17 protein-coding genes and 1 pseudogene are annotated in these 19,245 nt (G+C 62.7%); 9 read left to right on the top strand and 9 right to left on the bottom strand.

Annotation, left to right across the window (positions count from 1 at the left end):
* Positions 1 to 97: 97 nt before the first annotated feature.
* From P775_RS23690 to P775_RS23665, 6 genes are all read right to left on the bottom strand, one after another.
* Entirely contained in the window at positions 98 to 973 is an 876-nt protein-coding gene (locus P775_RS23690; RefSeq protein WP_099913303.1) for an amidohydrolase family protein, read from the bottom strand.
* Complete coding sequence (locus P775_RS23685; RefSeq protein ID WP_099913302.1) at positions 973 to 2,667, bottom strand: dipeptide ABC transporter ATP-binding protein; 1,695 nt, start codon at positions 2,665 to 2,667, stop codon at positions 973 to 975. Before P775_RS23685 ends, P775_RS23690 begins: the two co-directional genes overlap by 1 nt.
* 70 nt (positions 2,668 to 2,737) lie before the next feature.
* Complete coding sequence (locus P775_RS23680; protein ID WP_099913301.1) at positions 2,738 to 3,370, bottom strand: cysteine hydrolase family protein; 633 nt, start codon at positions 3,368 to 3,370, stop codon at positions 2,738 to 2,740.
* A gap of 9 nt (positions 3,371 to 3,379) precedes the next feature.
* Complete coding sequence (locus tag P775_RS23675; protein WP_099913300.1) at positions 3,380 to 4,858, bottom strand: ABC transporter substrate-binding protein; 1,479 nt, start codon at positions 4,856 to 4,858, stop codon at positions 3,380 to 3,382.
* A gap of 36 nt (positions 4,859 to 4,894) precedes the next feature.
* Entirely contained in the window at positions 4,895 to 5,743 is an 849-nt protein-coding gene (locus tag P775_RS23670) for an ABC transporter permease (RefSeq protein WP_099913299.1), read from the bottom strand.
* Positions 5,740 to 6,657, bottom strand: coding sequence for an ABC transporter permease (locus P775_RS23665; RefSeq protein ID WP_099913298.1), 918 nt, complete (start codon positions 6,655 to 6,657; stop codon positions 5,740 to 5,742). The genes P775_RS23670 and P775_RS23665 overlap by 4 nt, the downstream gene beginning before the upstream one ends.
* A gap of 339 nt (positions 6,658 to 6,996) precedes the next feature.
* On the opposite strand from P775_RS23665, the gene P775_RS23660 reads away from it, so the two are divergent.
* Together P775_RS23660 and P775_RS23655 are read left to right on the top strand one after the other, a co-directional pair.
* Entirely contained in the window at positions 6,997 to 7,899 is a 903-nt protein-coding gene (locus P775_RS23660; protein ID WP_180287562.1) for an IclR family transcriptional regulator, read from the top strand.
* A gap of 51 nt (positions 7,900 to 7,950) precedes the next feature.
* Positions 7,951 to 8,937: an NAD(P)H-dependent flavin oxidoreductase gene (locus P775_RS23655; protein WP_099913296.1), complete on the top strand. Its 987-nt coding sequence runs from the start codon at positions 7,951 to 7,953 to the stop codon at positions 8,935 to 8,937.
* Between the two features lie 66 nt (positions 8,938 to 9,003).
* Here P775_RS23655 and P775_RS23650 read toward each other — a convergent pair whose 3' ends face one another.
* Both P775_RS23650 and P775_RS23645 read right to left on the bottom strand, forming a co-directional pair.
* Positions 9,004 to 9,183, bottom strand: coding sequence for a hypothetical protein (locus tag P775_RS23650; protein WP_099913295.1), 180 nt, complete (start codon positions 9,181 to 9,183; stop codon positions 9,004 to 9,006).
* Positions 9,147 to 10,466 (bottom strand): alpha/beta fold hydrolase, encoded by a 1,320-nt coding sequence (locus P775_RS23645; protein WP_099913294.1) that lies wholly within the window; start codon positions 10,464 to 10,466, stop codon positions 9,147 to 9,149. Before P775_RS23645 ends, P775_RS23650 begins: the two co-directional genes overlap by 37 nt.
* Before the next feature lie 365 nt (positions 10,467 to 10,831).
* Here P775_RS23645 and P775_RS23640 point away from each other — a divergent pair, with 365 nt between their 5' ends.
* From P775_RS23640 to P775_RS23610, 7 genes are read left to right on the top strand one after another with little or no spacing between them, the layout of a single operon-like run.
* Positions 10,832 to 12,031, top strand: coding sequence for an acyl-CoA dehydrogenase family protein (locus P775_RS23640; protein WP_180287561.1), 1,200 nt, complete (start codon positions 10,832 to 10,834; stop codon positions 12,029 to 12,031).
* A gap of 58 nt (positions 12,032 to 12,089) precedes the next feature.
* The gene (locus tag P775_RS23635; protein WP_099913292.1) at positions 12,090 to 13,217 is read left to right on the top strand and encodes a RidA family protein; all 1,128 of its coding nucleotides are present in this window, start codon (positions 12,090 to 12,092) and stop codon (positions 13,215 to 13,217) included.
* Positions 13,214 to 13,714 carry an FAS1-like dehydratase domain-containing protein gene (locus P775_RS23630; protein ID WP_143520978.1) on the top strand — a complete coding sequence of 167 codons (501 nt, stop codon included), beginning with the start codon at positions 13,214 to 13,216 and terminating at the stop codon, positions 13,712 to 13,714. Before P775_RS23635 ends, P775_RS23630 begins: the two co-directional genes overlap by 4 nt.
* The gene (locus P775_RS23625; protein WP_099913291.1) at positions 13,711 to 14,142 is read left to right on the top strand and encodes a MaoC/PaaZ C-terminal domain-containing protein; all 432 of its coding nucleotides are present in this window, start codon (positions 13,711 to 13,713) and stop codon (positions 14,140 to 14,142) included. The genes P775_RS23630 and P775_RS23625 overlap by 4 nt, the downstream gene beginning before the upstream one ends.
* Complete coding sequence (locus P775_RS23620) at positions 14,139 to 15,683, top strand: class I adenylate-forming enzyme family protein (RefSeq protein WP_099913290.1); 1,545 nt, start codon at positions 14,139 to 14,141, stop codon at positions 15,681 to 15,683. The genes P775_RS23625 and P775_RS23620 overlap by 4 nt, the downstream gene beginning before the upstream one ends.
* A gap of 13 nt (positions 15,684 to 15,696) precedes the next feature.
* Positions 15,697 to 16,749, top strand: a complete 1,053-nt coding sequence (locus P775_RS23615; RefSeq protein ID WP_180287560.1) for an MBL fold metallo-hydrolase — start codon at positions 15,697 to 15,699, stop codon at positions 16,747 to 16,749.
* Complete coding sequence (locus tag P775_RS23610; protein ID WP_099913288.1) at positions 16,746 to 17,543, top strand: enoyl-CoA hydratase-related protein; 798 nt, start codon at positions 16,746 to 16,748, stop codon at positions 17,541 to 17,543. The genes P775_RS23615 and P775_RS23610 overlap by 4 nt, the downstream gene beginning before the upstream one ends.
* Before the next feature lie 352 nt (positions 17,544 to 17,895).
* On the opposite strand, the pseudogene P775_RS23605 reads toward P775_RS23610, so the two are convergent.
* Positions 17,896 to 18,914 (bottom strand): annotated as a pseudogene (locus P775_RS23605) (IS5 family transposase).
* Between the last annotated feature and the right edge of the window lie 331 nt (positions 18,915 to 19,245).

Genomic DNA, 19,245 nt, shown 5'->3' with positions numbered 1-19,245 from the left:
TCGCCATGCACAGAGCATGCATCAGCTCCAATCAGCGCTCCTATGCGCCGAAAGGCGCTAGGTAGCACCCGGCCTTGATCATCGGTCACAAAATTGATCAAGTGTTTGGCATGATGCGATAAAAGGCCAGCGCGCTTTCACGCAGCAAAGCGTTGCGCGCCTCTGTGCTGATCTCCATCGCATCTATCTGATTTCTGGCTCGGACCGGGTCCACGACGGGCCAGTCCGTGCCGAACATTACCTTGCCAACGCCACGCTTCGCCAGATAGTCGATCAGTGATGCCGGCCAATGGCGAGGCGGGTGAGCATCTGTGGCAATACGTACGTTGGGATGCTTGAAGGCGACGGATATCATTTCGTCCGTCCAAGGCACGCCGATGTGGGTTCCGACCAGCTTGAGTTCGGGGAAATCGCAGGCGACGGTGTCCAGCGTCATAGGCTGGCCGACACTGCGCAGCGGGCGGTCGGGGTCGTAGATCAGAGCATGGCCGACCTGCACCTGTATTGGGACGTCAAGTTCGCAACACTTTGCATAGTAGGGATAATACCGTGCGTGATCGGGGGCCATCGCGAACCAGTGCGGATAGAGATGGGCGCCGACAAAGCCCATGTCACGCACCGCGTTTTCGAGATCGCGCAGGCCCGCCATCCCACGGGTCGGATCGATTCCCGCCAGCCCGCTGAAGCGGTCAGGGTGGCGGGCGCAGATCTGGGCCACACGCGCGTAGGGAATCTCGAACGAGCCGCGAATCCGCATGTCACCGGCGCGCACGGCAATGAGAAAGCTGCGCTCGATTCCTGCGCGGTCCATCTGGTCGAGCAGGACATCGACACCGGCGCCGGTGCGGGCCTGATCGTCAAGGTGCAGCAGATCGCGAAACGCAGACGACAGCCCTCCTCCGTGGCTGGTGGCGTCGCCCGGTTCATGCAGGTTGCAGGCGATGTCGATGGCACGCAGCGGCGGATTTGCCATCAGGCGGTGCGCGCGGCGGGGGATCGGAGCAGCACCACTTCAGGCGCGGGCGGACGCGGGGTGACACCGGGAATGGCGGCAAGCAGCTGGCGGGTATAGGCCTCTCGCGGGGCGGCAAAAAGCGCCTCGGTTTCGCCATGTTCGACGATGTTCCCGTGTTGCATGACATAGACGTGATGGGCGATCTGGCGCACCACGGCGAGGTCGTGAGAGATGAAGAGATACGACAAACCCAGCTTTTCCTGAAGGTCCACCAGAAGCCTGAGGATCTGCGCCTGAACGATCACATCCAGCGCCGAGACGGCTTCGTCCAGCACCACCAGCTCGGGATCCAGAACGAGGGCGCGGGCGATGGCGACGCGCTGACGCTGTCCGCCCGAAAGCTCGGCGGGCAGGCGGGAGGCCATCTCACGCGGCAGGGCCACGGCATCCAGCGCCTCTTCGACCTTTCGCTGACGGCTGGCGGGGCTGCCGATGCGGTGAATGCACAGCGGTTCTTCGATCGAGGCGCCGATAGTCCAGCGGGCATCGAGCGAGCCATAGGGGTTCTGGAACACCGGCTGCACGCGACGGCGGAAATCGTTCAGCCGTCGACGGCGCAGGCGGGTTACGGCGAGGCCGTCAAAGATGATGTCGCCGCTGGTCACGGCTTCGGTGCGCAGCAGCATCTTTGCGGTGGTCGATTTGCCGGACCCGCTTTCGCCCACCACTGCAACTGTCTGACCACGGGGGATTTTCAGGTTCATCCCTTCGACCGCAACAAAGGGGGCCGCGCGGCCGAACAGGCGCGCCACACCGGGATATTCCTTGCGCGCAGCGACCAGTTCGGCCAGGACGCGCTGGCTGGCGGCTGTGGTGGTGTTGGCGACGGGCGTGCGCACCAAGCGCGGCGCTGCGAGGGTCGGGGCCGCGTCGATCAAGCGGCGGGTATAATCGGATTGCGGCGTCTGCATGACGCGGGCGGCTGGGCCGCGCTCGATCATGTCGCCGCGAAACATCACCAGCGCTTCGTCGCAGCGTTCAGATGCCAGCGGCAGGTCGTGGGTGATCAGGATGACGGCGGTGCCCATCTCGGCCGTCAGGCTTTGCAACTCGTCCAAGATGACCTTCTGCACGGTCACGTCCAGCGCCGAGGTCGGTTCATCCGCGATCAGCAGGCGCGGGCGGCAGGCAAGGCCGATGGCGATCAGAACGCGCTGGCGCATGCCGCCGGAGAGTTCATGCGGGTATTGCCGCGCCCGGCGCGCCGGATCGTCGATGCCGACCATGTCCAGCAGTTCGACGGCGCGGGCACGTGCGCTTTTGCCGCTGGCCTGGCCATGCACCCTGAGGACCTCGGCGATCTGGGTGCCGACGCGCTGGATCGGATTCAGGTTCGACATCGGGTCCTGCGGCACCAGGCCGATGCCACTGCCGCGGATGCGGCGCAACTCGGCCTCGCTGGCCTTCACGAGGTCGCGCCCTTCGAACAGGATTTCGCCGCGTGTGACGCGCCCGTTGCGCGCCAGCAAGCCATTGATCGCCGCGGCTATAGTGGATTTGCCAGAGCCGCTCTCGCCCACGATGGCGACAGTCTGCGCCGGTTTCAGATCAAGATTGACACCGCGCACCGCCGTGATTGGACCATTGGGCGTGTCGAATTCGATATGCAGATCGCGGATCGACAGCAGCGGAGCGATGGAGGCAGAGGGCATCAGGCGGACTCCGGTAAAGGTGAGGCGTGAAGGGGGCCGGACGCGCCAGATCGGCGCGCCCGAACAAAGCTCATTCGGCGGCCTGAGCCGAGGAACTGGGCATCCAGGCGGCAGAGACGTCAGCGGTTTCAACGACTTCACCAAAGGACCACGCCATTCCGACGAGGGCATAGTGATTGCGCTCGGGCGTGAATTCGGCCACCGCATCCTTGACGACATAGGTGCCGTAATCGCGCTGCCCGGCATCGCGCACGGTGCTTTCGACGCAGATGTTGGTCGTCACGCCGCAGACCACCAGGTTGCGGATCCCCATCGAGGTCAGCACGGGTTCAAGGCGGGTGCCGTAAAACGACGAGGGCCGCGATTTGTCGATGATGATGTCATCGGGGCGCGCGCCCAACTCGTCGATCACCTCAATCTCCCCGGTGCCGAAACCGAGCGACTTGTTGGCCAGCCGGTCCTCGCCCTTGGCACCGCGGTGCAGGCCGAAATCGACCATGCCGGGCATGTAGACATAGCGGGTGAAGATCACCGGGATACCGGCCGCGCGGGCCATTTCGACCAGTTTGATGCAGCCGGGGATGGCGTCCCGCAGAGGAGTTACGTCAAGGCCAAGCTGGCCGAGACTGTACTGGTTGTCGACAAAGGCCTTTTGCATGTCGACGACCAGCAGGGCGGTGTTTTGTGTGGGAATAGGTGTCATGTGTGTACCTCAGCGAAAAACCATCATGCCATCGGGGCGCGGGGACCATTCGATGTCCTTGGACACGCCGTAGATGTAGCTGTCGATGAAGAGCGGGGCGTAGATCGTCCGCTCGGTGTTGATGGCCGAAATTTCGGCCAGATCGGCGGCGCGCGCTTCAAGGTCGGTTTCGCCAACCTGCTTGGCCATCAGCGCGTCGATACGCTCGTCAAAGATATAGCCCTGCTGATCCTTGGCGAGCAGCATGTAGAAGGGCAGGTGCGCGTCCATCACCGACGGCGCGAAGGCGAAGATGAAGATGCCGGGGAAGGATTTGCCGAACCAGTTGCCGTAGAAGGTGTTCTGCTCCATCGGGTCGAGTTCGGTCTTGATGCCGGCCTGGTCCATGAAATAGGCAACCGCCTGGGCCAGTTGGTCGATCTGTGGCAGGCCGGTGGTGGGGTAGGAGATCTTGATCGGCGTGCCGTCATAACCGGCCTCTTCGACCAGCGCCTTGGCGGCGGCGACATCGGTCTGGGTCGGCTTCATCGTGGAATCAAAACCGAAGGTGACGGGGGCGATGATCTGGGCGGTCGGCGTCGCGGCGCTGTTGAGCAGTCGGGTCGAGATCAGATCGCGGTCGATGGAGAGGTCAACCGCCTTGCGCATCTTCTGGTCGCCAAGGAAAGGCGCGCCGCCGTTAAAGCCCAGAAACACCACGCGGTTGGCATCCTGTGCGACAACGTTGACCGAGCCCTGCTGCTTGACGCCGTCAACCTGTGCTGGCCCGAGCAGGGCGACATCGACGTCGCCCGATTGCACGGCGGCGGCGCGGGTCGTCTCATCCGGGATTGGCTTGAACGTCACCTTGTCGTATTTCGCGGGTTCGCCGCGAAAGCCGCCAAAGCGCACCATCTCGATGGAGTCGCCCGAGCTCCAGTTGGTCACCTGATAGGGGCCGGAGCCGATGGGTTTGCGGCCATAGGCCTCCTTGCCCATGTCCTCGTAGGCTTCCTGGCAGACGATCGGGATCAGGGAGACCTGGCGGTCAAACGGCGCGAACGCGCTCTTGAGATGGATCACCACTTCGGTGGGCGAGGGGGCGTCGACAGAGGCCACCAGGCCGAGATAGCCGCCCAGCCGAGAGGTGCTGTCGCCCATGGCGGTGTCGAAGGTGAACTTTACGTCCGAGCTGTCCATCGGCGCGCCGTCCTGGCAGGTCATGCCCTCGGCCAGCGTGAAGGTCCACTGATCCAGCGTGTCGTTGAAGGTCCAGTTGCTGGCGAGGTCGGGGACAACGTCGCCTTTGCCGTCGATCGTCGCCAGCCGGTCGAAGACGTTGTAATAGATATTCAGTGCAGGAAGGTTGGTGTCGTAGAGCGGGTTCAGGGAATCCGGCTCGCCGTGCAGACCGGCGACGATTTCGGTGGGCTGGGCCATGGCGCTGAGCGGAGCGAGGGCAGCCAAGGCCGTCGCGGCGAGGGTGGTTTTCAGGATCCTGTTGGTCATATGTGTTCTCTTTTTATTGGGGAGGAACCGTTTTTATCAGCCGCGAGAGGGAGGTTTCGCGGCAAGCCCCTGCCCGGCGAACTGGATGCCGCCGATCAGGCAGAAGATCACGAAGGCCGGCAGGAGGGTCAGGTGCGGTTCTGTCTGCAGATACCGCTGCCCTTCCGAGATCATCATGCCGAGTGAGGGTGTGGGGGGTTGCACGCCAAGCCCGATGAAGGACAGCGAGCTTTCGATCGCGATGACGACGCCGGTGTCGAAGGCGGCGAGGATCAGCACCTTGGGGGCGACGTTGGGCAGCAGGTGGCGGGCGAGGATCCACAGATCGCTGGCCCCGGCGGTGCGGGCGGCGATGATGAATTCCTGTGATCGTAAGCTGAGGACCATTGATCGGGTCAGGCGGCCATAGGTCACCCAGTTGGTCAGCCCCAGCAGCAGCACCAGCATCCAGGTCGAGGCACCGAGCGCCGCGACCAGCACGATCAGCAGCAGCACGACCGGGATCGCCAGCTGGATATCGCCCACACCCATCAGCAGCGTGTCGGCCAGCCCGCGATACCACCCGGCCAGCAGGCCCAGGGCCAGCCCGAGACAGGCGCTGATTGCCACGGCGCTCGCGGCGATCAGCATCGACACCTGCGTGGCGCGCGCCAGCCGCGACAGCACGTCCCGCCCTAAGGCATCGGTGCCAAGGGGGTGCGCGGGGTCGGTGAAGCCGGGTGCGAGCGAGTCGAACAGATCCTGGTGCAGCGGATCAAAACCGGGCCAGAGCGGGGTCAGCGCTGCCAGCGTCAGCACCAGTCCCAGCATCAGCAGCGCCAGCGAGGTCGACAGCGACGGCCGGTTGCGGCGGCGTTTCGGGGCGGTCAGATCTGTGGCGGTCATGAATGCCTCACGCGCGGGTCGAGGGCCGCGTAGATGAAATCGACGAGAAGGTTGATGACGACGAAGGCGCAGGCAATCATCAGCACCCCGGCCTGCACAACGGGAAAGTCGCGCTGGCTGACGCTGTCGATGATCAAGCGGCCAAGGCCGGGCCAGTTGAACACCGTCTCAAGCACCACCAGCCCGCCTATCAAGACGCCAAGGTTGACGCCAGCCACGGTGATCACTGGCAAAAGCGCATTGGGAAGCATGTGTCCCATCACCAGGCGCGGGCGCGAAATCCCCTTGGCGCGCGCGGTGCGCACCCAGTCACTGGCGCGCATTTCTTCAAAGGCCGATCCGATCAGGCGCAGGTAGAGCGCAACTTCAAAGCTGGCGATGGTGGCGACGGGAATGACGTAGCTTTTCCAGTCGTTGCGACCGATGGCGGGCAAGATATTCATCTTTACCGAAAAGATCAGCACCAGCAGGATGCCGAACAGGAACGGCGGTACCGACTGGCGCGCGGTTGCAACCCACAGGATCGCCGTATGCAGGCGTTTTGAGCCTGAAACTTCGCTTATGACCGCAAGGGCAACGGCGACGAAAAACCCGATGGTGAAAGAGATCAGGGCCAGTTCCAGCGTTGCTGGCATCCGCTCCAGCACGATCTCCAGCGCCGGGCGGCCCTGACGCAGCGAGATCCCGAGATCACCCTGCAGGGCCGAACGTAGGAAGCTGATATATTGCACCGGCAGGCTGGCGTCGAGGCCGAGGGCGTGGCGCATTGCTGCAACGTCTTGGGCGGTGGCCTGATCCGGCAGCATCAGTCGCACAGGATCACCTGAAAATCGAACCAGCAAGAAGACGAAGGTCAGCACCGCCAGCAAGGTGGCAGCACCCCCGAGCAATCGTGACAGCAGATATCGTGCCATTCAGTTCTCCGGTCGGTTGGCGAGAACGCAGGGATCCGGGCGGGCTGGGGTGGACGTCAGGCAATGTCTGCCAGTCCTGAGGGCCGCGCCCGTCAGAGCGATCTCGTCTTCAATGCTGCGACTGCACTGTTGATCGTGTCAATATTTATATTCAATATTCGGATGTTAAAATTAAATTAGTTTACATATTAAAATTTTATTGTCAGTTGGTGAACAATTCTGCTTAGATGAGCATCAGATGGCTTGAGTCGCTGCGCTTCGTCCTTCTCTATGGGGCATTCCAAAGGTCCGATCCGGACCGATGGGTGCCGGGACACTAAAATGAGGAGATGCGCAGCCATGCCGATGGAACAGGAACCAGATGGCGCTCAGCCAGACGCAGAAGACAAGCCGGTCATCGCATCGGGCAAGAAGCCGCCGCAAGGAAGTCAGACGGTCGACAAGGCTATGATATTGTTAAAGACAATCGCCAGCGGGTCGTCCGAAGGATTACGCCTGATGGATATCGCCGAGCAAAGCGGGCTCGACCGGGCGACAGCTTATCGTCTGGTGACCAGCCTTGCCAACCACAACTTCGTCGATCAGGACATGCAGTCCAAACGCTATACGCTGGGGCTTGAGTTCTTCGCGCTCGCCTCGGCCGCGTCAAACCGGCATGACTTGTCGGATCGGGCACGTGAGGCGCTTGAACATCTGGCAGAGGCCACCGGCGACACCGCCATGTACTGCTTGCGTTCGGGGCTGGATGTCATCTGCATGGATGTTCAGATGGGCAAATTCCCGGTGCGCACGATGCCGATGGACATCGGATCGCGCAAACCCATCGGGGCCGGGGCGACGGGCATCGCCATATTGGCACCCCTGTCCGACCCCGAGATCGAGGACATCCTGGCGCGCGCGGCGCAGCGGCTGGCCAAGGTACCCGGGTCGGATCCTGAAACGATCCGCCACCAGGTCGCACTGTGCCGAGAACGCGGCTGGGCGCTGGCGGCAGACGACCCGCAGGGGCGCATCATGGGGCTGAGCCTGTGTCTGACTTCACGCAACAACCGTCCGATCGGTGCGCTGACGCTGAACGGCATTCCCGAACGCTTCGCCGATGACCGTGTGGCGGGCCTTGCGGCCTTGCTGCGGGAAGAGGCACGTGAACTGGCCGATCAGCTTGATCGGCTGCCTGAAACGGAACGCCATCGCACCCGCTGGTCGGGCATGCGGACCGGACGTTCTCAAAACCGGCCCTGATGTGCCTTAGGAGGGCGCAAAGGGGTCAGATCTAGAAAGGAACTAGCCCGAATGACCATGACGGATCTTCTACGCGGCCGCCTGCGCCTTCCAGTCATCTGCTCTCCGCTCTTCATCATTTCGGGGCCGGAACTCGTCATTGCGCAATGCAAGGCCGGGGTCATTGGCTCTTTCCCGGCGCTGAACGCGCGCCCGCCGGAACTGCTTGACGACTGGCTGTGCCAGATCAGGGAGGAACTGGACGCCCATGATGCCCGCCATCCGGACCGCCCCGCCGCGCCCTTTGCGGTGAACCAAGTGGTCAACAAGATGAGCCAGCGGCTGGATGGCGACATGGCGATCTGCGAAAAGCACAAGGTGCCGCTGATCATCACCTCCCTTGGCGCGCGCGAAGACGTCAATCAGGCGGTGCATGGGTGGGGCGGTCAGGTCTATCACGACGTCACGACGAATTTCTACGCCCACAAGGCCATCGACAAGGGCGCCGACGGTCTGATCGCCGTCGCCGCCGGTGCCGGCGGTCATGCCAGCGACGTGTCGCCCTTTGCGCTGATGCAGGAAATCCGCGCCTGGTGGGACGGCCCGCTGGCCCTGTCGGGCTGCATCTCCACCGGCCGCTCCATTCTGGCGGCCGAGGCCATGGGCGCCGATTTCGCCTATATCGGCTCGGCCTTCATCGCCGCCTCCGAAGCCAATGCGGTCGATGATTACAAGCAGATGATCGTCGACAGCGATGCCAAGGACATCATGATGACGGACCTCTTCACCGGCCATCCCGGCAACTACTTGCGCCCCTCGATCGAGCGCGCCGGTCTGGACCCCGAACAGCTGCACCTTGAAACCAAGGAGACGCTGGAATGGTCGCTGAACCACAAGAAGGTCAAGCGCTGGAAGGACGTCTGGGGGGCCGGTCAGGGCATCGGCGCGATTGACGCCGTCCGTTCCGTGGAAGAAATCGTGGATCGTTGGGTCGAAGATTATAATCGCGCCAAATCCGGCCTTCTGCGCGAAAGAACCTATCTTCGCTCGGTTGCGTGATCGGGACCCCGGTCAGTTTAAAGGGGGCGTGACGGGGCAGCCTGTCCCGCCTTTTTCATCTGGGCGCTACAGCAGGGCACGCAAGATCTGGGGCTCGGTATCGCGCCCCAGCAGGGTCGCGGTGGCCTGTGCCTGCAGAGCTTCGAGATCTGGAGAGAGCGGCAGGGGCCGCTGATGCGCGGCGTCGCGGCAAAACCACGGATCGTAGATCAGCCCATCGCGGGCGCGCCACCAAGCCGCCAACATGTGGCCGCCGTGCCAGTCGACAGGCAGGTCCTGAGCGTAATGCGCGCGCAAAAGCGCGAGGGCTGCGGCGTCCTCTGGCAGGGGGCATGGCGCGCGGTGACGCGGAACCTGTCTGTCGGCAGATGCGCCGCAATGCGGGCCCCGGTGAACCATGTCTCGACCATGGCGCTGCCGGGGATCGCCTCTGCCAGCGCCGCCGCGATCCGGGCGGCCAAGGTTTCGGGCGCGCCGTCCAGCGGGGCCGACTGACCTGAGCCGGGCAGATCCGGCACCCATACAGGTCCGTCGGCCCGTTCCGTTTGGGGCAAAAGCAGCTCTCCCGAACCGGGGTGCCCATGCAGAAGCAGCTTGGCGGGTCCCTCTGCCGGACCGAGACGGCGCAGCAACATTCCCTCTTTGGTGAAAAAGGCGCGCGGGCTCTGGGCGGGCAGCGCAGGCGCCGCGGTGTCGTGTTGCAGCGCTTGCGCAATCGCCTGCTGCCAAGGGGTAATGTCGGAAGGCAGGCGGAGGATCTTGGCCTTGGGGGCAAGCTCTGACACACGCTCGAGATGCGGAAACAGCAGATCGTCCGCGCGGCACAGATAGGTGACGGGCAGGTCGTCACGGGCGGCGGCACACACATCCTCATGGGTGTCATGGCGGAACGCAGCACTGTACCCGGTCGCATAGTTGGGCGCATCGCCAACCCCGGCGGCCAGCAGATCGGCGATCACCTGCATGTGGAATTCCAGCGATGGCGGGTCGAACTGCAGGCGGTTGGTTTCTCCCCGCGCATACCATGGATAGAATATCAGTTGATCGCGGACGCGGGCCCAGAGCGCGCTCATATGCGTGCCCGACCATTCTGGGGCGAAGCGCGGCAGGTAGTGGCGCAACTGTTCCTCGCTTTCCTGCCGGGTGAAGAGCGGCAGTCCGTCCAGCACAATGCGAGCACAACACCCAGGGTGTCGACGGGCGAGCGACAGGGCGATTTCCGCCCCCGTGTGGGTTCCGTAAAGCGTTGGGCGGTGCAACCCGAGGGTTTGCAGCAAGCCGGCGGTCGCATCAGCGAAATCGGTGATCTCGGGCTGTGTCAGGGACAGCGCCTCGGATTGGCCATATCCGGGCGTATCCGGGCAATAGACGGTGAAGCGGTCGGCCAGAGACTGCGCCAGCGGCAGGACCTGCACGGAGGAGCGCGGCGAAAGATGTAGCAGCACCACCGGTGGGCCGCTGCCCAGAACGCGGACATGATGACTGCGCTGCGCCACGTCTACGACAAGGCGGGTGACGGCGTGAGGCATGAGGGGCAAGGCTCCGTTCAGTGGATGGGGCGAGGAGTGCAGGATTTTGACATTTTGCGATCTTGCGATTCAAAATTTCAGATACAGAAAATCTAGACCAGTGATGTCGGCGCAATCTGCGGGATCCGCGCGTGGAATGGGCCTGTGGCGTGCGGTTCGAGGCGCAAGTGCGCAAAATTTGTACAGGGTCTTTTGATATAAGTTTAATAAATGAACTATTAATGCAAAATAGTGCCATTAAATGAAATCATAGTTGACGCCCTAAATGCCCCACAGCATCGTTGCCGCAAGAGACCGATGGCGGTGCGCTCGAGCTTGTTGCGGCTGACCGGCCACCGCGCCCTATCGCCGGAATGGAGCAGTTGATGACTCTGGACAATGCCACATCCGAGATGCAGTCGGGTCCGGATTTTTCCCAGGACCCCGGCCACGAGATGATCCGTGACCAGGTTCGCAGCTTTTTCCAGCGCCACCTGCCCGAAACAGGCATTCGTGCGGCAGATCGCGCCCGCAAGATTCCCGATGACATCCTGCACATCATCGCCGATCTGGGATGGCACGGCCTGACTATTTCCGAACGCTTTGGTGGGGCAGGGGCCGATGTCACATATGCTGCTGTTCTGGTGGAAGAAGTGGCGCGGCGTTTCCCGTCGATGGCGACCGACCTCGTGGGCTTTTTCATGGGTGCGCGCACCATATCCGAACACGGATCAGCGGCCCAGAAGACCGAGTGGCTGCCAAAGATGGCCACCGGCGCGTTCACTTTTGCCTTCGCAATAACCGAACCCGACTGCGGCACAGATGCACTGCGCGGCAAGACCCGCGCAGAACGGCAGGGCGATGGCAGCTGGAAGATCAACGGACGCAAGCTTTATACCTCCTTCGCCGCCGAGGCTGACGCAGTGCTGGTGCTGGCGCGCACCGCGCCCCACCCCGAAGGCAAACCGGCACGCGGTCTGTCGCTGCTGATGACGCCAACGGATCAACCGGGGTTCGAGGCCCGCCGGATGGAGCTGATGGCCCACCGCGCCGCCTGCACCTGCGAGACCTATTACGATGATGCAATTGCTCCGGCAGATGGTCTTTTGGGCGAAGAGGGGCGCGGCTTCTACCAGCTGATCAGGACGCTGGACGAGGAGCGGATCCTGGCCGCTGCGATCTATATCGGGATCATGCAGGGTGTGCTGGATCAGGCGGTGCAATACGCCCAAGAGCGGATTGCGTTCGAACGCCCCATTGGTGCCTTTCAGGCGGTACAGCACCCACTGGCGGATATCGCGACAGATCTTGAGCACGCCCGTCTGTTCACCATGAAAGCCGCATGGATGATTTCGCGCGGAATCGAATGTTCATCGCAGGCGGCTATGGCCAAGGTCTTTGCCTCTGAGGGGGCGCAACGCGCGACAGATCGCGGGATGCGCGTGCTGGCCGGGTATGGCCTGATCGAGGAAAGCCCGATGGAACGGCTGTTTCGCGACGCGCGCCTTGGCCTGTTTTCTCCGGTGTCTAACGAAATGAGCCGGAACTTCATCGGGGAACGCCTCGGCCTTCCCCGCTCCTACTGAGCCTGCTGGCAGGGCAACGTCCCGACAGATAACGACAAAGGAAGACGCCTTGAATGTCATGAGCGCAATCGAACCCGCAAGCTATCCTTGGCTGGACTATCGCAAATATGCCTTTGCCCTAGGGCGCAAGACACCGGCGGGGCTGTTCCTGTCCGGCGCCACGGGGTCGGAATATATCGACGGCGCAGTGGTGACGCGCGGCGGCATGGCTGATCAGGCGCGCCTGGCCTGGGACAAGATCGCCCGCGTGCTCGACGCTGAAGGCAAAAGCCTGTCGGACATCACCCGCGTCGCCGAATACGTCCCCATCCACGCGCTTGAGCAATACGGCGAAGCCATCGACGTGCGCACCGAAATCCTTGACGGGCGTGAGATCTGCGTCAACACCATCCCCGTCAAGGCCCTGCTGCGCCCGGACTCCTTGATCGAGATCGAGGCCAATACCGACATCGCCGCCGAGGGCATCTCGAAAGGCGTCGTGCATCTGCCCACCATCCTGCCCCTTAAGAAGGGCGAGATCTGCTATCCCGGCGACGTTGTCGGCCAGACCGCGCGGATCTTCGAGGTGGCGGAAGAGATGCTGCTGGCGATGGGGCTCGACCTCAGCCACGTGGTGCAGACCATCGACTACCTGCTGCCCAGCGTGCGGCGCGATTATCGCGGCGCCGGTCAGCCGCGTTTCGACGCGCTCGGCCCGGTCTACCCCGGTGCCGCCGGGATCATGCAGCCGGGCCTGCTGCACCCCGACGCGGTGGTGCAATACGACATCACCGCAACGCGCGATGTCCTCGAACGCATCCGCGTTCCGGGCTGGGACCGCTACGACGGCCTGTCCTATTCGGCGGGGGTGAAGGCGGGCAAACTGGTCTTCGGCTCAGGCTTCGGGGCGCTGAACTGCGCCACGGGGGAAAGCTTTCATGACTATGACATCGTCGCCCAGGCCGACATGATCTATGCCTCGATCCAGACCATGCTGGCGGTCGCCGGGGCGAAGATGTCGGACGTCGTCCATACGCTGGAATTTGTCGAAAGCCAGACGCTCGACGCCTACAAGGGCGTGGCCGATGTACGGCGCAAATACTTCGGCTCCAAGGTGCTTCCGGCGGCCACGGGTGTGGTCTGCGAAGGCATCCTGAAGCGCAGCTTCGTCATCGAAATCGTGCCGATCGCCGTGATCAGCGCATGAGCGATCTGCTGAGCGAGGAGATCCGCGCCATGATCGGCGCCGAGCGGTTCTATCCTGCGCAGGAAGAGGTCAGTGCGGTCGCGATCCGCTATTTCGCCATTGCCGTGGGGGACACCGATCCGGTCTATGTCGATGATGCGGCGGCCATGGCGCAGGGCTATCCCAGCCGGATCGCGCCACCCACCTTTGTTGTGGAAACCGGCCAGTACGCCGGTAATACGCCCAATGACAACGGCTATGTCCCCCACGAATGGGACTGGCCGGAGGGGTTTCGCACCATCCGTGGCGGACAGGATTACACTTTCACGCGCCCGGTGCTGCCGAGCGACAGGATTTCCGTGCGCTATCGTTTGGAAAGCGTCGAGGAGAAATCCTCGCGCGACGGGAGGGGGCAATTGCTGGCAATCTCGATGGCCGAATATGTCGATGCGGCGGGGGCGATCATAGCCACCAACCGTGAGCTGTTCTTTCTTCAGCCGATGGAGATCGCCGCATGACCCTGCAGGACGGATCGGTGCTGCCGCTGATTGAGAAGACGCTCACCCCGGTGGACCTGATGGCCTATGGCGCTGCCACCTGGGACTGGTACGCCTGTCATTACAATGACGCGGCCGCCCGCGACCTTGGTCTGCCGGCACCCTTTGTCGACGGCCAGATGTGGGGGGCCTGGTTTGCCCGCCAGCTGCGGGCGCATTTCGGGCCGCAGGCCTTCGTCAAGGCCATGAAGCTGCGCTATCACGCGATGTGCTTTGCCGGCGATCACGTGATCTGCAGCGGAGTGATCGGCAGGGTTCAGCAGCGCAACGATGGCCATGAGCTGGAGGTCACGCAGCAGATCGAGAAATCCGGCACCCGCGTCGCCACCTGCACCTCGGTCGTGCTGCTGCCGAAACACTCTGCCCTCAAAGAAGGTCTTCGTACGTGAATATTGGCCACCAACTCTCTCAGTCCGCCGCGCGCTGGCCGGACAAGACTGCCATACTCTTCGAGGGCAAAAGCTATAGCTACGCGGCCTTCAACGCACTGGCCAACCGCGCCGCCAATGCCTTTGCCGCCAAGGGCATTCGCCCCGGCGACCGCGTCGCCTTCCTCACCTGGAACCTGCCCGAACAGGTCGCCAGCTTCTACGGCTTGCTGAAGATGGGTGCGGTGCCGGTGCCGGTGAACTATCGCCTGGCCTCTAATGAACTGAAGTTCATCATCCAGAACGCCGAAGCCCGTATGGTGGTGTTTGACGACGACCTTGCTGACCGAGTGGCGCAGATCGTGCCCGATCTCGATGTGCTGGGCTATGTCAATATCGGCACTGCGCGTCCCGGCTTCGCGACCGAATTCCATGAGTTCATCGCCCCCGCCGCGGACCGCGAACCTCCGACCGGTGCCGGTTGGGATGACATCGCCTTCATCATGTATACCTCGGGCACCACGGGTCTGCCCAAAGGCGTGCTGCGTTCGCACCGGGCCGAGATCATCGGCGCCATGATGACCGCGCAGGAAATCGGCTTTCGCCACACCGACATCTGCATTCACAACAAGCCGTTGTTCCATATTGCGCAACTTCAGCTGCAGGTGCTGCCCTTCATCATGCTTGGGGCGACCGCGATCATTACCCGCGGCTTCGACGTGGACGAGACGATGAACCACGTCGTCGATCACCGCGTCAGCGTACTGCACGGGGTGCCCACGCAGCTGGTCATGATGATGCAGCAGGATCTGTCGAAATACGACCTGACCTCGATGCGCACCGGGTTTTTCGGCGGTCAGAACCTGAACGATGAAACCACGCGGGCGGCGATGGCGCTGTTTTCGGACCGGTTCCTGAACCTCTTTGGAATGACCGAGGCGTTGACCTGCACCGGTATCGACTACAAGCAGCGCCCCGACCGCCTCGGCTCGGTCGGGCATGAGCTGGCCTCGGTGCAGATGCGGCTGGTGAAACCGGATGCCACCGATCCGCGCGACATCGCCGCGCCCGGGCAGATCGGGCAGGTGATCGCGAAATCCCCCGCCGTGATGGACGGCTACCTCGGCCTGCCGGAAAAGACCGCGCAGGTGCTGAAGGACGGCTGGTACTTCACCGGCGATGCAGGCTCGCTCGACGACACCGGCGCGCTCTACGTCCACGGTCGCATCGACTATACCATCAAGTCGGGGGGCGAGAATATTCACCCCTCCGAGGTCGAGAACGTGCTGTTCCGCCACCCCGCCATCCGCGACGCCGCCGTCATCGGCCTGCCAAGCGCGAAATGGGGCGACATGGTCTGTGCGGCCATCGTCGCCAAGGACCCCGGCCTGACCGCCGAGGCGCTGGACCGCTGGTGCCGCGAGAGCCCCGATCTTGCCGATTTCAAACGCCCCCGGCGCTATTTCTTCGTGCCCGACATCCCGTCGAATTCGACCGGCAAGGTCGAACGCAACAAGCTCAAGGCGCACCTTCTCGATGCGCTGGACGCCCCCCTGGACTGACCGGAGCCGCCTCATGACCACCACTCTTGCCGGGCCCAAGGCCCTTGACCACCCGTTCCCAGACGCGCCCGCCACGGGGCAGGCCATAACGGTGGCCCCCGGCGTGCTCTGGATGCGCCTCGCCCTGCCGCTCTCTCTCGATCACGTCAACATCTACGCGATCGAGGACAGCGATGGCTGGTTCCTCTGGGATGCCGGGATGGCCGACGCCCCGACCCTCGAAACCTGGGAACAATTGCTGGCAGGTCCGCTCGCCGGGCGCCCCGTCACCCGCCTGCTGGTCACCCATCACCACCCCGATCACGTCGGCGCGGCGGGCTGGCTTTGTGCGCGCACCGGGGCGGACCTGCTGATGGTGAAGTCGGAATTCCTGCTGACCCGTGTCCGTCTGGGCGGCCTGTTTGCCGATACCGAAACCCAGGACCGCGATTTCTACCATGCGCGCGGCCTGTCGGGCGATGCCACCGACGGCATCCTTGGCCGCGGCGCCACCTATATCGAAACCGTCGCCCCGCTGCCCGCCGCCTATACCTCGGTTCGCGCAGGCGATGTGCTGCGCATCGCCGGGCAGGACTGGCACCTGCGCACCGGCGGCGGTCATTCCGATGAAATGGCGATGCTGTGGAACCCCGCCGCCCGCCTCTTCCTCGCCGCCGATCAGGTGATGGAAAAGATCACCCCCAATATCGGCGTCTGGCCGCAGGAACCCTCGGCCCGCCCGCTGGATGAATTCCTGACCTCCCTGCGTGCGCTGCGCGACGAAATCCCCGATGACTCGCTGGTGCTGCCGGGCCACAAACTGCCGTTCCTCGGCCTGCACCAACGCATCGAAGAACTTCTGGCCCATCACGAAAAGGTCTGCGGCAAGATCATCGCCGCCTCTGCCGATGGCCCCAGCAGTGTCGGCGCGCTGATCCCGCGGCTGTTCCAGCGCGAGCTTCCGCCGCATCACGCGGGCCTCGCCTTTGCCGAGACGCTGGCGCATGTGAACACCCTGATCGCGCGCGGTAATCTGACTCATGACGCTGATCCGGATGGCAAGTACTGGCTGAGGCAGGTGGCATGACCGCTGGCGGTGCCGCTGATGTCGTCTATGAGGTGGCCGATGGCGTCGCCGTCCTCACCTTGAACCGTCCCACGCGCATGAACGCCTGGACACCCGGTATGGAGGCGGGCTTGCACGCCGCCTTCACGCGTGCCGAAGCCGACCCTGAGGCGCGCGTGCTTTTGCTGACAGGTGCCGGGCGCGCGTTCTGCGTCGGCGCTGACATGGACAGCGCAGAAGGGGACGCCGAAACCGCAATGAAGGCTCCCCCTGCGCGCGAGGGAGATTTTGCGCAGCGATATTCCTACCTGATGGGGGGGCGTAAGCCGCTGATTGCTGCAATCAATGGCGGTGCTGCCGGTGTTGGGTTGGTGTTGGCGCTTTTTGCCGATATCCGGCTTGCGCGCGCAGGGGCGAAGATGACCACCTCTTTCGCGCGAAGGGGCTTTGTGGCCGAACACGGATCGGCGTGGTTGCTGCAACGTCTTATAGGGCCTATGAATGCCGCCGATCTCCTGCTGAGTGGGCGTGTCATCACGGGCTCAGAAGCTGAAATGATTGGGCTTTGCCGCGCGCTGCCCGATGAGGGTTTTGTCGATGAGGCGCGCGCTCGAGCTCAGGATATGGCGAGGATGTGTTCCCCGCGATCCATGGCGGTGATCAAGTCACAGTTGCGCGCCGCTTGGGGCCAGACCCTCAGCGAGGCGACGCATCTTGCGGAGCAAGAGCTTGAGGCCTGCATTTGCACCCCTGATGTGGCCGAAGGCGTTCGTAGTTTTGTTGAAAAGCGTGCGCCTTGCTTTTCGACGCTCTGAAGTGGGGTAAAAATCGCAAAAAGGTCTTGTTGCAGGGAGCGTGAAAAGCTCGGAACGCGCACGACCTCATCCGGATTTCATGCAATGCGTTCGAAATTGGGACGGCCAACCTCGGTCATCCGGATAATCATTGTCACGTGTTCCAATCTGCCTATCTGCGGTGCTTGGAAATTCGGTGGTCACGTCCGTCAAGCAAGCATATGTTTCGGATCGCCATTCGGGATCATCGGTCAGGCAGTCTGTGTTGCACTGCTTAGAACCGGGTTGGGCTTTTTGAGGTTGTTTTGGCGTCCGGCGAGACTCTGTTGTGCAAACCAGCTGACGAACGGATCTCCCCTTTCCGCAGACGGATTTACCCCACGGCTTTCGTGACAGGGATGCCAAGGGCGGTGTAGCCGTTCAGGATCGCAACGCGCGCCTGAACCTGCGCGACCTGGCGGTCGAAGTCACGTGCCATCAGGCGTTGGCCGAATAGTTTCACGCAGTGCATCCACTGCCCGGCAGGGTATTGCGCAGCAATGCCCGAGAGGGTTTGTCTCGACGCGACTCCGGCGGTGGTAGCCGCTCCAGTTTCGCCAGAGTGCTCGACCTAGATATCTTGATGCACGCAGCGCGTCGTTCCTGGCGATGGCGCCGGTGGTGGTTGGCTTCCATGGCTGGGCATTTCGGCGTGGCGGTATCACTGCAGCCGCACCGCGCTCAGCCCCTCTCATGCATGCAAACATGCACTGCCGGGCAGTGGATAGCGTTGTGGCATCGGCGTGTGTCGTAGGCACCATCGAGAGTCACGCTACCAATCCCCTGATCGCGCGGGATCTGGTTGAGCAGATGAGGTTAGCATCGGTGCATCCCCGGTGCTGCTGCCGGTGATCTCAACCGTTCTGACTTCCAATGTTTGTTCGTCTATACCCCCTCTCGGCAGATTGCTTTGCAATCGCCTGCCGTGCAGTGGATGTGGATCTTGCGCCAGACACGCCGTTTGCAGCCGCCATGCTTGCGGGCGTTCCATTAGCCTTCTCCTTCGACCTTGATAGCCAGTGCTATCAATCAGAAGGTGCAGTGGGCCCTTCGAGCCGCGATACGGAATGGTGCTGAAGTCAGGCACGGGCCAGTCCAGACCCGTCAGCCGCAGCAGGCTTTTCACGAAGCCATTGTTTGCCGAAGCGCCATCCCTAACAGCACTTTCATGGTCAGGCACGTCCGGATCGCAGCGTCACTGAATGTCCGCGATCTGCCTCTCTTGAAGGAAGGTTCAGCACCCCAGTGCATCTCGGGATCGAACCAGATCGTCAGTGATCCGCGCCGCTTCAGCGCTGCGTTATAATCAGCCCAGTTCGTCGTCTTGTAGGTAGGTGATGTCGGTTTTGTCACACTACGCGACTCTCGGTCTGAAGCGTTTTCTGATGGCGTATTTTTTGCCTGTGATCAGGGGAGTGTGGTTTGTGCGAAGGCGGCGGCGCAGTTCATCGAAACCAGTTCTGAACCACGACTTTGAACAGTACCCGTGCTTTTTCCGGGCGGGATATTTTGACCCCATGAGCCTGGAAGCTGTGTGACATGCCATGGCGAGAGCGATCGCGCAGACTGCCATCAGAAGGCTCAATTTTTTGGAGAGTTTCATCCTCGTATCCTCAATGTTTAGCCCCTTTGTTTTGCTGTCAGAAAACATGCACTCGATGAACCAGCGCCACCGGTAGGATCG

Origin of the sequence: Puniceibacterium antarcticum, from assembly GCF_002760615.1 — a bacterium.
In the GTDB taxonomy this organism is placed as follows: Bacteria; Pseudomonadota; Alphaproteobacteria; order Rhodobacterales; family Rhodobacteraceae; genus Puniceibacterium; species Puniceibacterium antarcticum.
The sequence above is the reverse complement of the archived record's forward strand: the minus strand, read 5'-3'. Positions and strand labels throughout refer to the sequence as shown.

Coding starts and splice junctions, on each gene's coding strand:
- P775_RS23670 (WP_099913299.1), bottom strand. CDS start 5,743: ATGACCGCCACAGATCTGACCGCCCCGAAACGCCGCCGCAACCGGCCG.
- P775_RS23640 (WP_180287561.1), top strand. CDS start 10,832: ATGACTCTGGACAATGCCACATCCGAGATGCAGTCGGGTCCGGATTTT.
- P775_RS23685 (WP_099913302.1), bottom strand. CDS start 2,667: ATGCCCTCTGCCTCCATCGCTCCGCTGCTGTCGATCCGCGATCTGCAT.
- P775_RS23630 (WP_143520978.1), top strand. CDS start 13,214: ATGAGCGATCTGCTGAGCGAGGAGATCCGCGCCATGATCGGCGCCGAG.
- P775_RS23635 (WP_099913292.1), top strand. CDS start 12,090: ATGAGCGCAATCGAACCCGCAAGCTATCCTTGGCTGGACTATCGCAAA.
- P775_RS23615 (WP_180287560.1), top strand. CDS start 15,697: ATGACCACCACTCTTGCCGGGCCCAAGGCCCTTGACCACCCGTTCCCA.
- P775_RS23625 (WP_099913291.1), top strand. CDS start 13,711: ATGACCCTGCAGGACGGATCGGTGCTGCCGCTGATTGAGAAGACGCTC.
- P775_RS23665 (WP_099913298.1), bottom strand. CDS start 6,657: ATGGCACGATATCTGCTGTCACGATTGCTCGGGGGTGCTGCCACCTTG.
- P775_RS23680 (WP_099913301.1), bottom strand. CDS start 3,370: ATGACACCTATTCCCACACAAAACACCGCCCTGCTGGTCGTCGACATG.
- P775_RS23655 (WP_099913296.1), top strand. CDS start 7,951: ATGACCATGACGGATCTTCTACGCGGCCGCCTGCGCCTTCCAGTCATC.
- P775_RS23690 (WP_099913303.1), bottom strand. CDS start 973: ATGGCAAATCCGCCGCTGCGTGCCATCGACATCGCCTGCAACCTGCAT.
- P775_RS23650 (WP_099913295.1), bottom strand. CDS start 9,183: ATGTTGGCGGCTTGGTGGCGCGCCCGCGATGGGCTGATCTACGATCCG.
- P775_RS23645 (WP_099913294.1), bottom strand. CDS start 10,466: ATGCCTCACGCCGTCACCCGCCTTGTCGTAGACGTGGCGCAGCGCAGT.
- P775_RS23660 (WP_180287562.1), top strand. CDS start 6,997: ATGCCGATGGAACAGGAACCAGATGGCGCTCAGCCAGACGCAGAAGAC.
- P775_RS23675 (WP_099913300.1), bottom strand. CDS start 4,858: ATGACCAACAGGATCCTGAAAACCACCCTCGCCGCGACGGCCTTGGCT.
- P775_RS23610 (WP_099913288.1), top strand. CDS start 16,746: ATGACCGCTGGCGGTGCCGCTGATGTCGTCTATGAGGTGGCCGATGGC.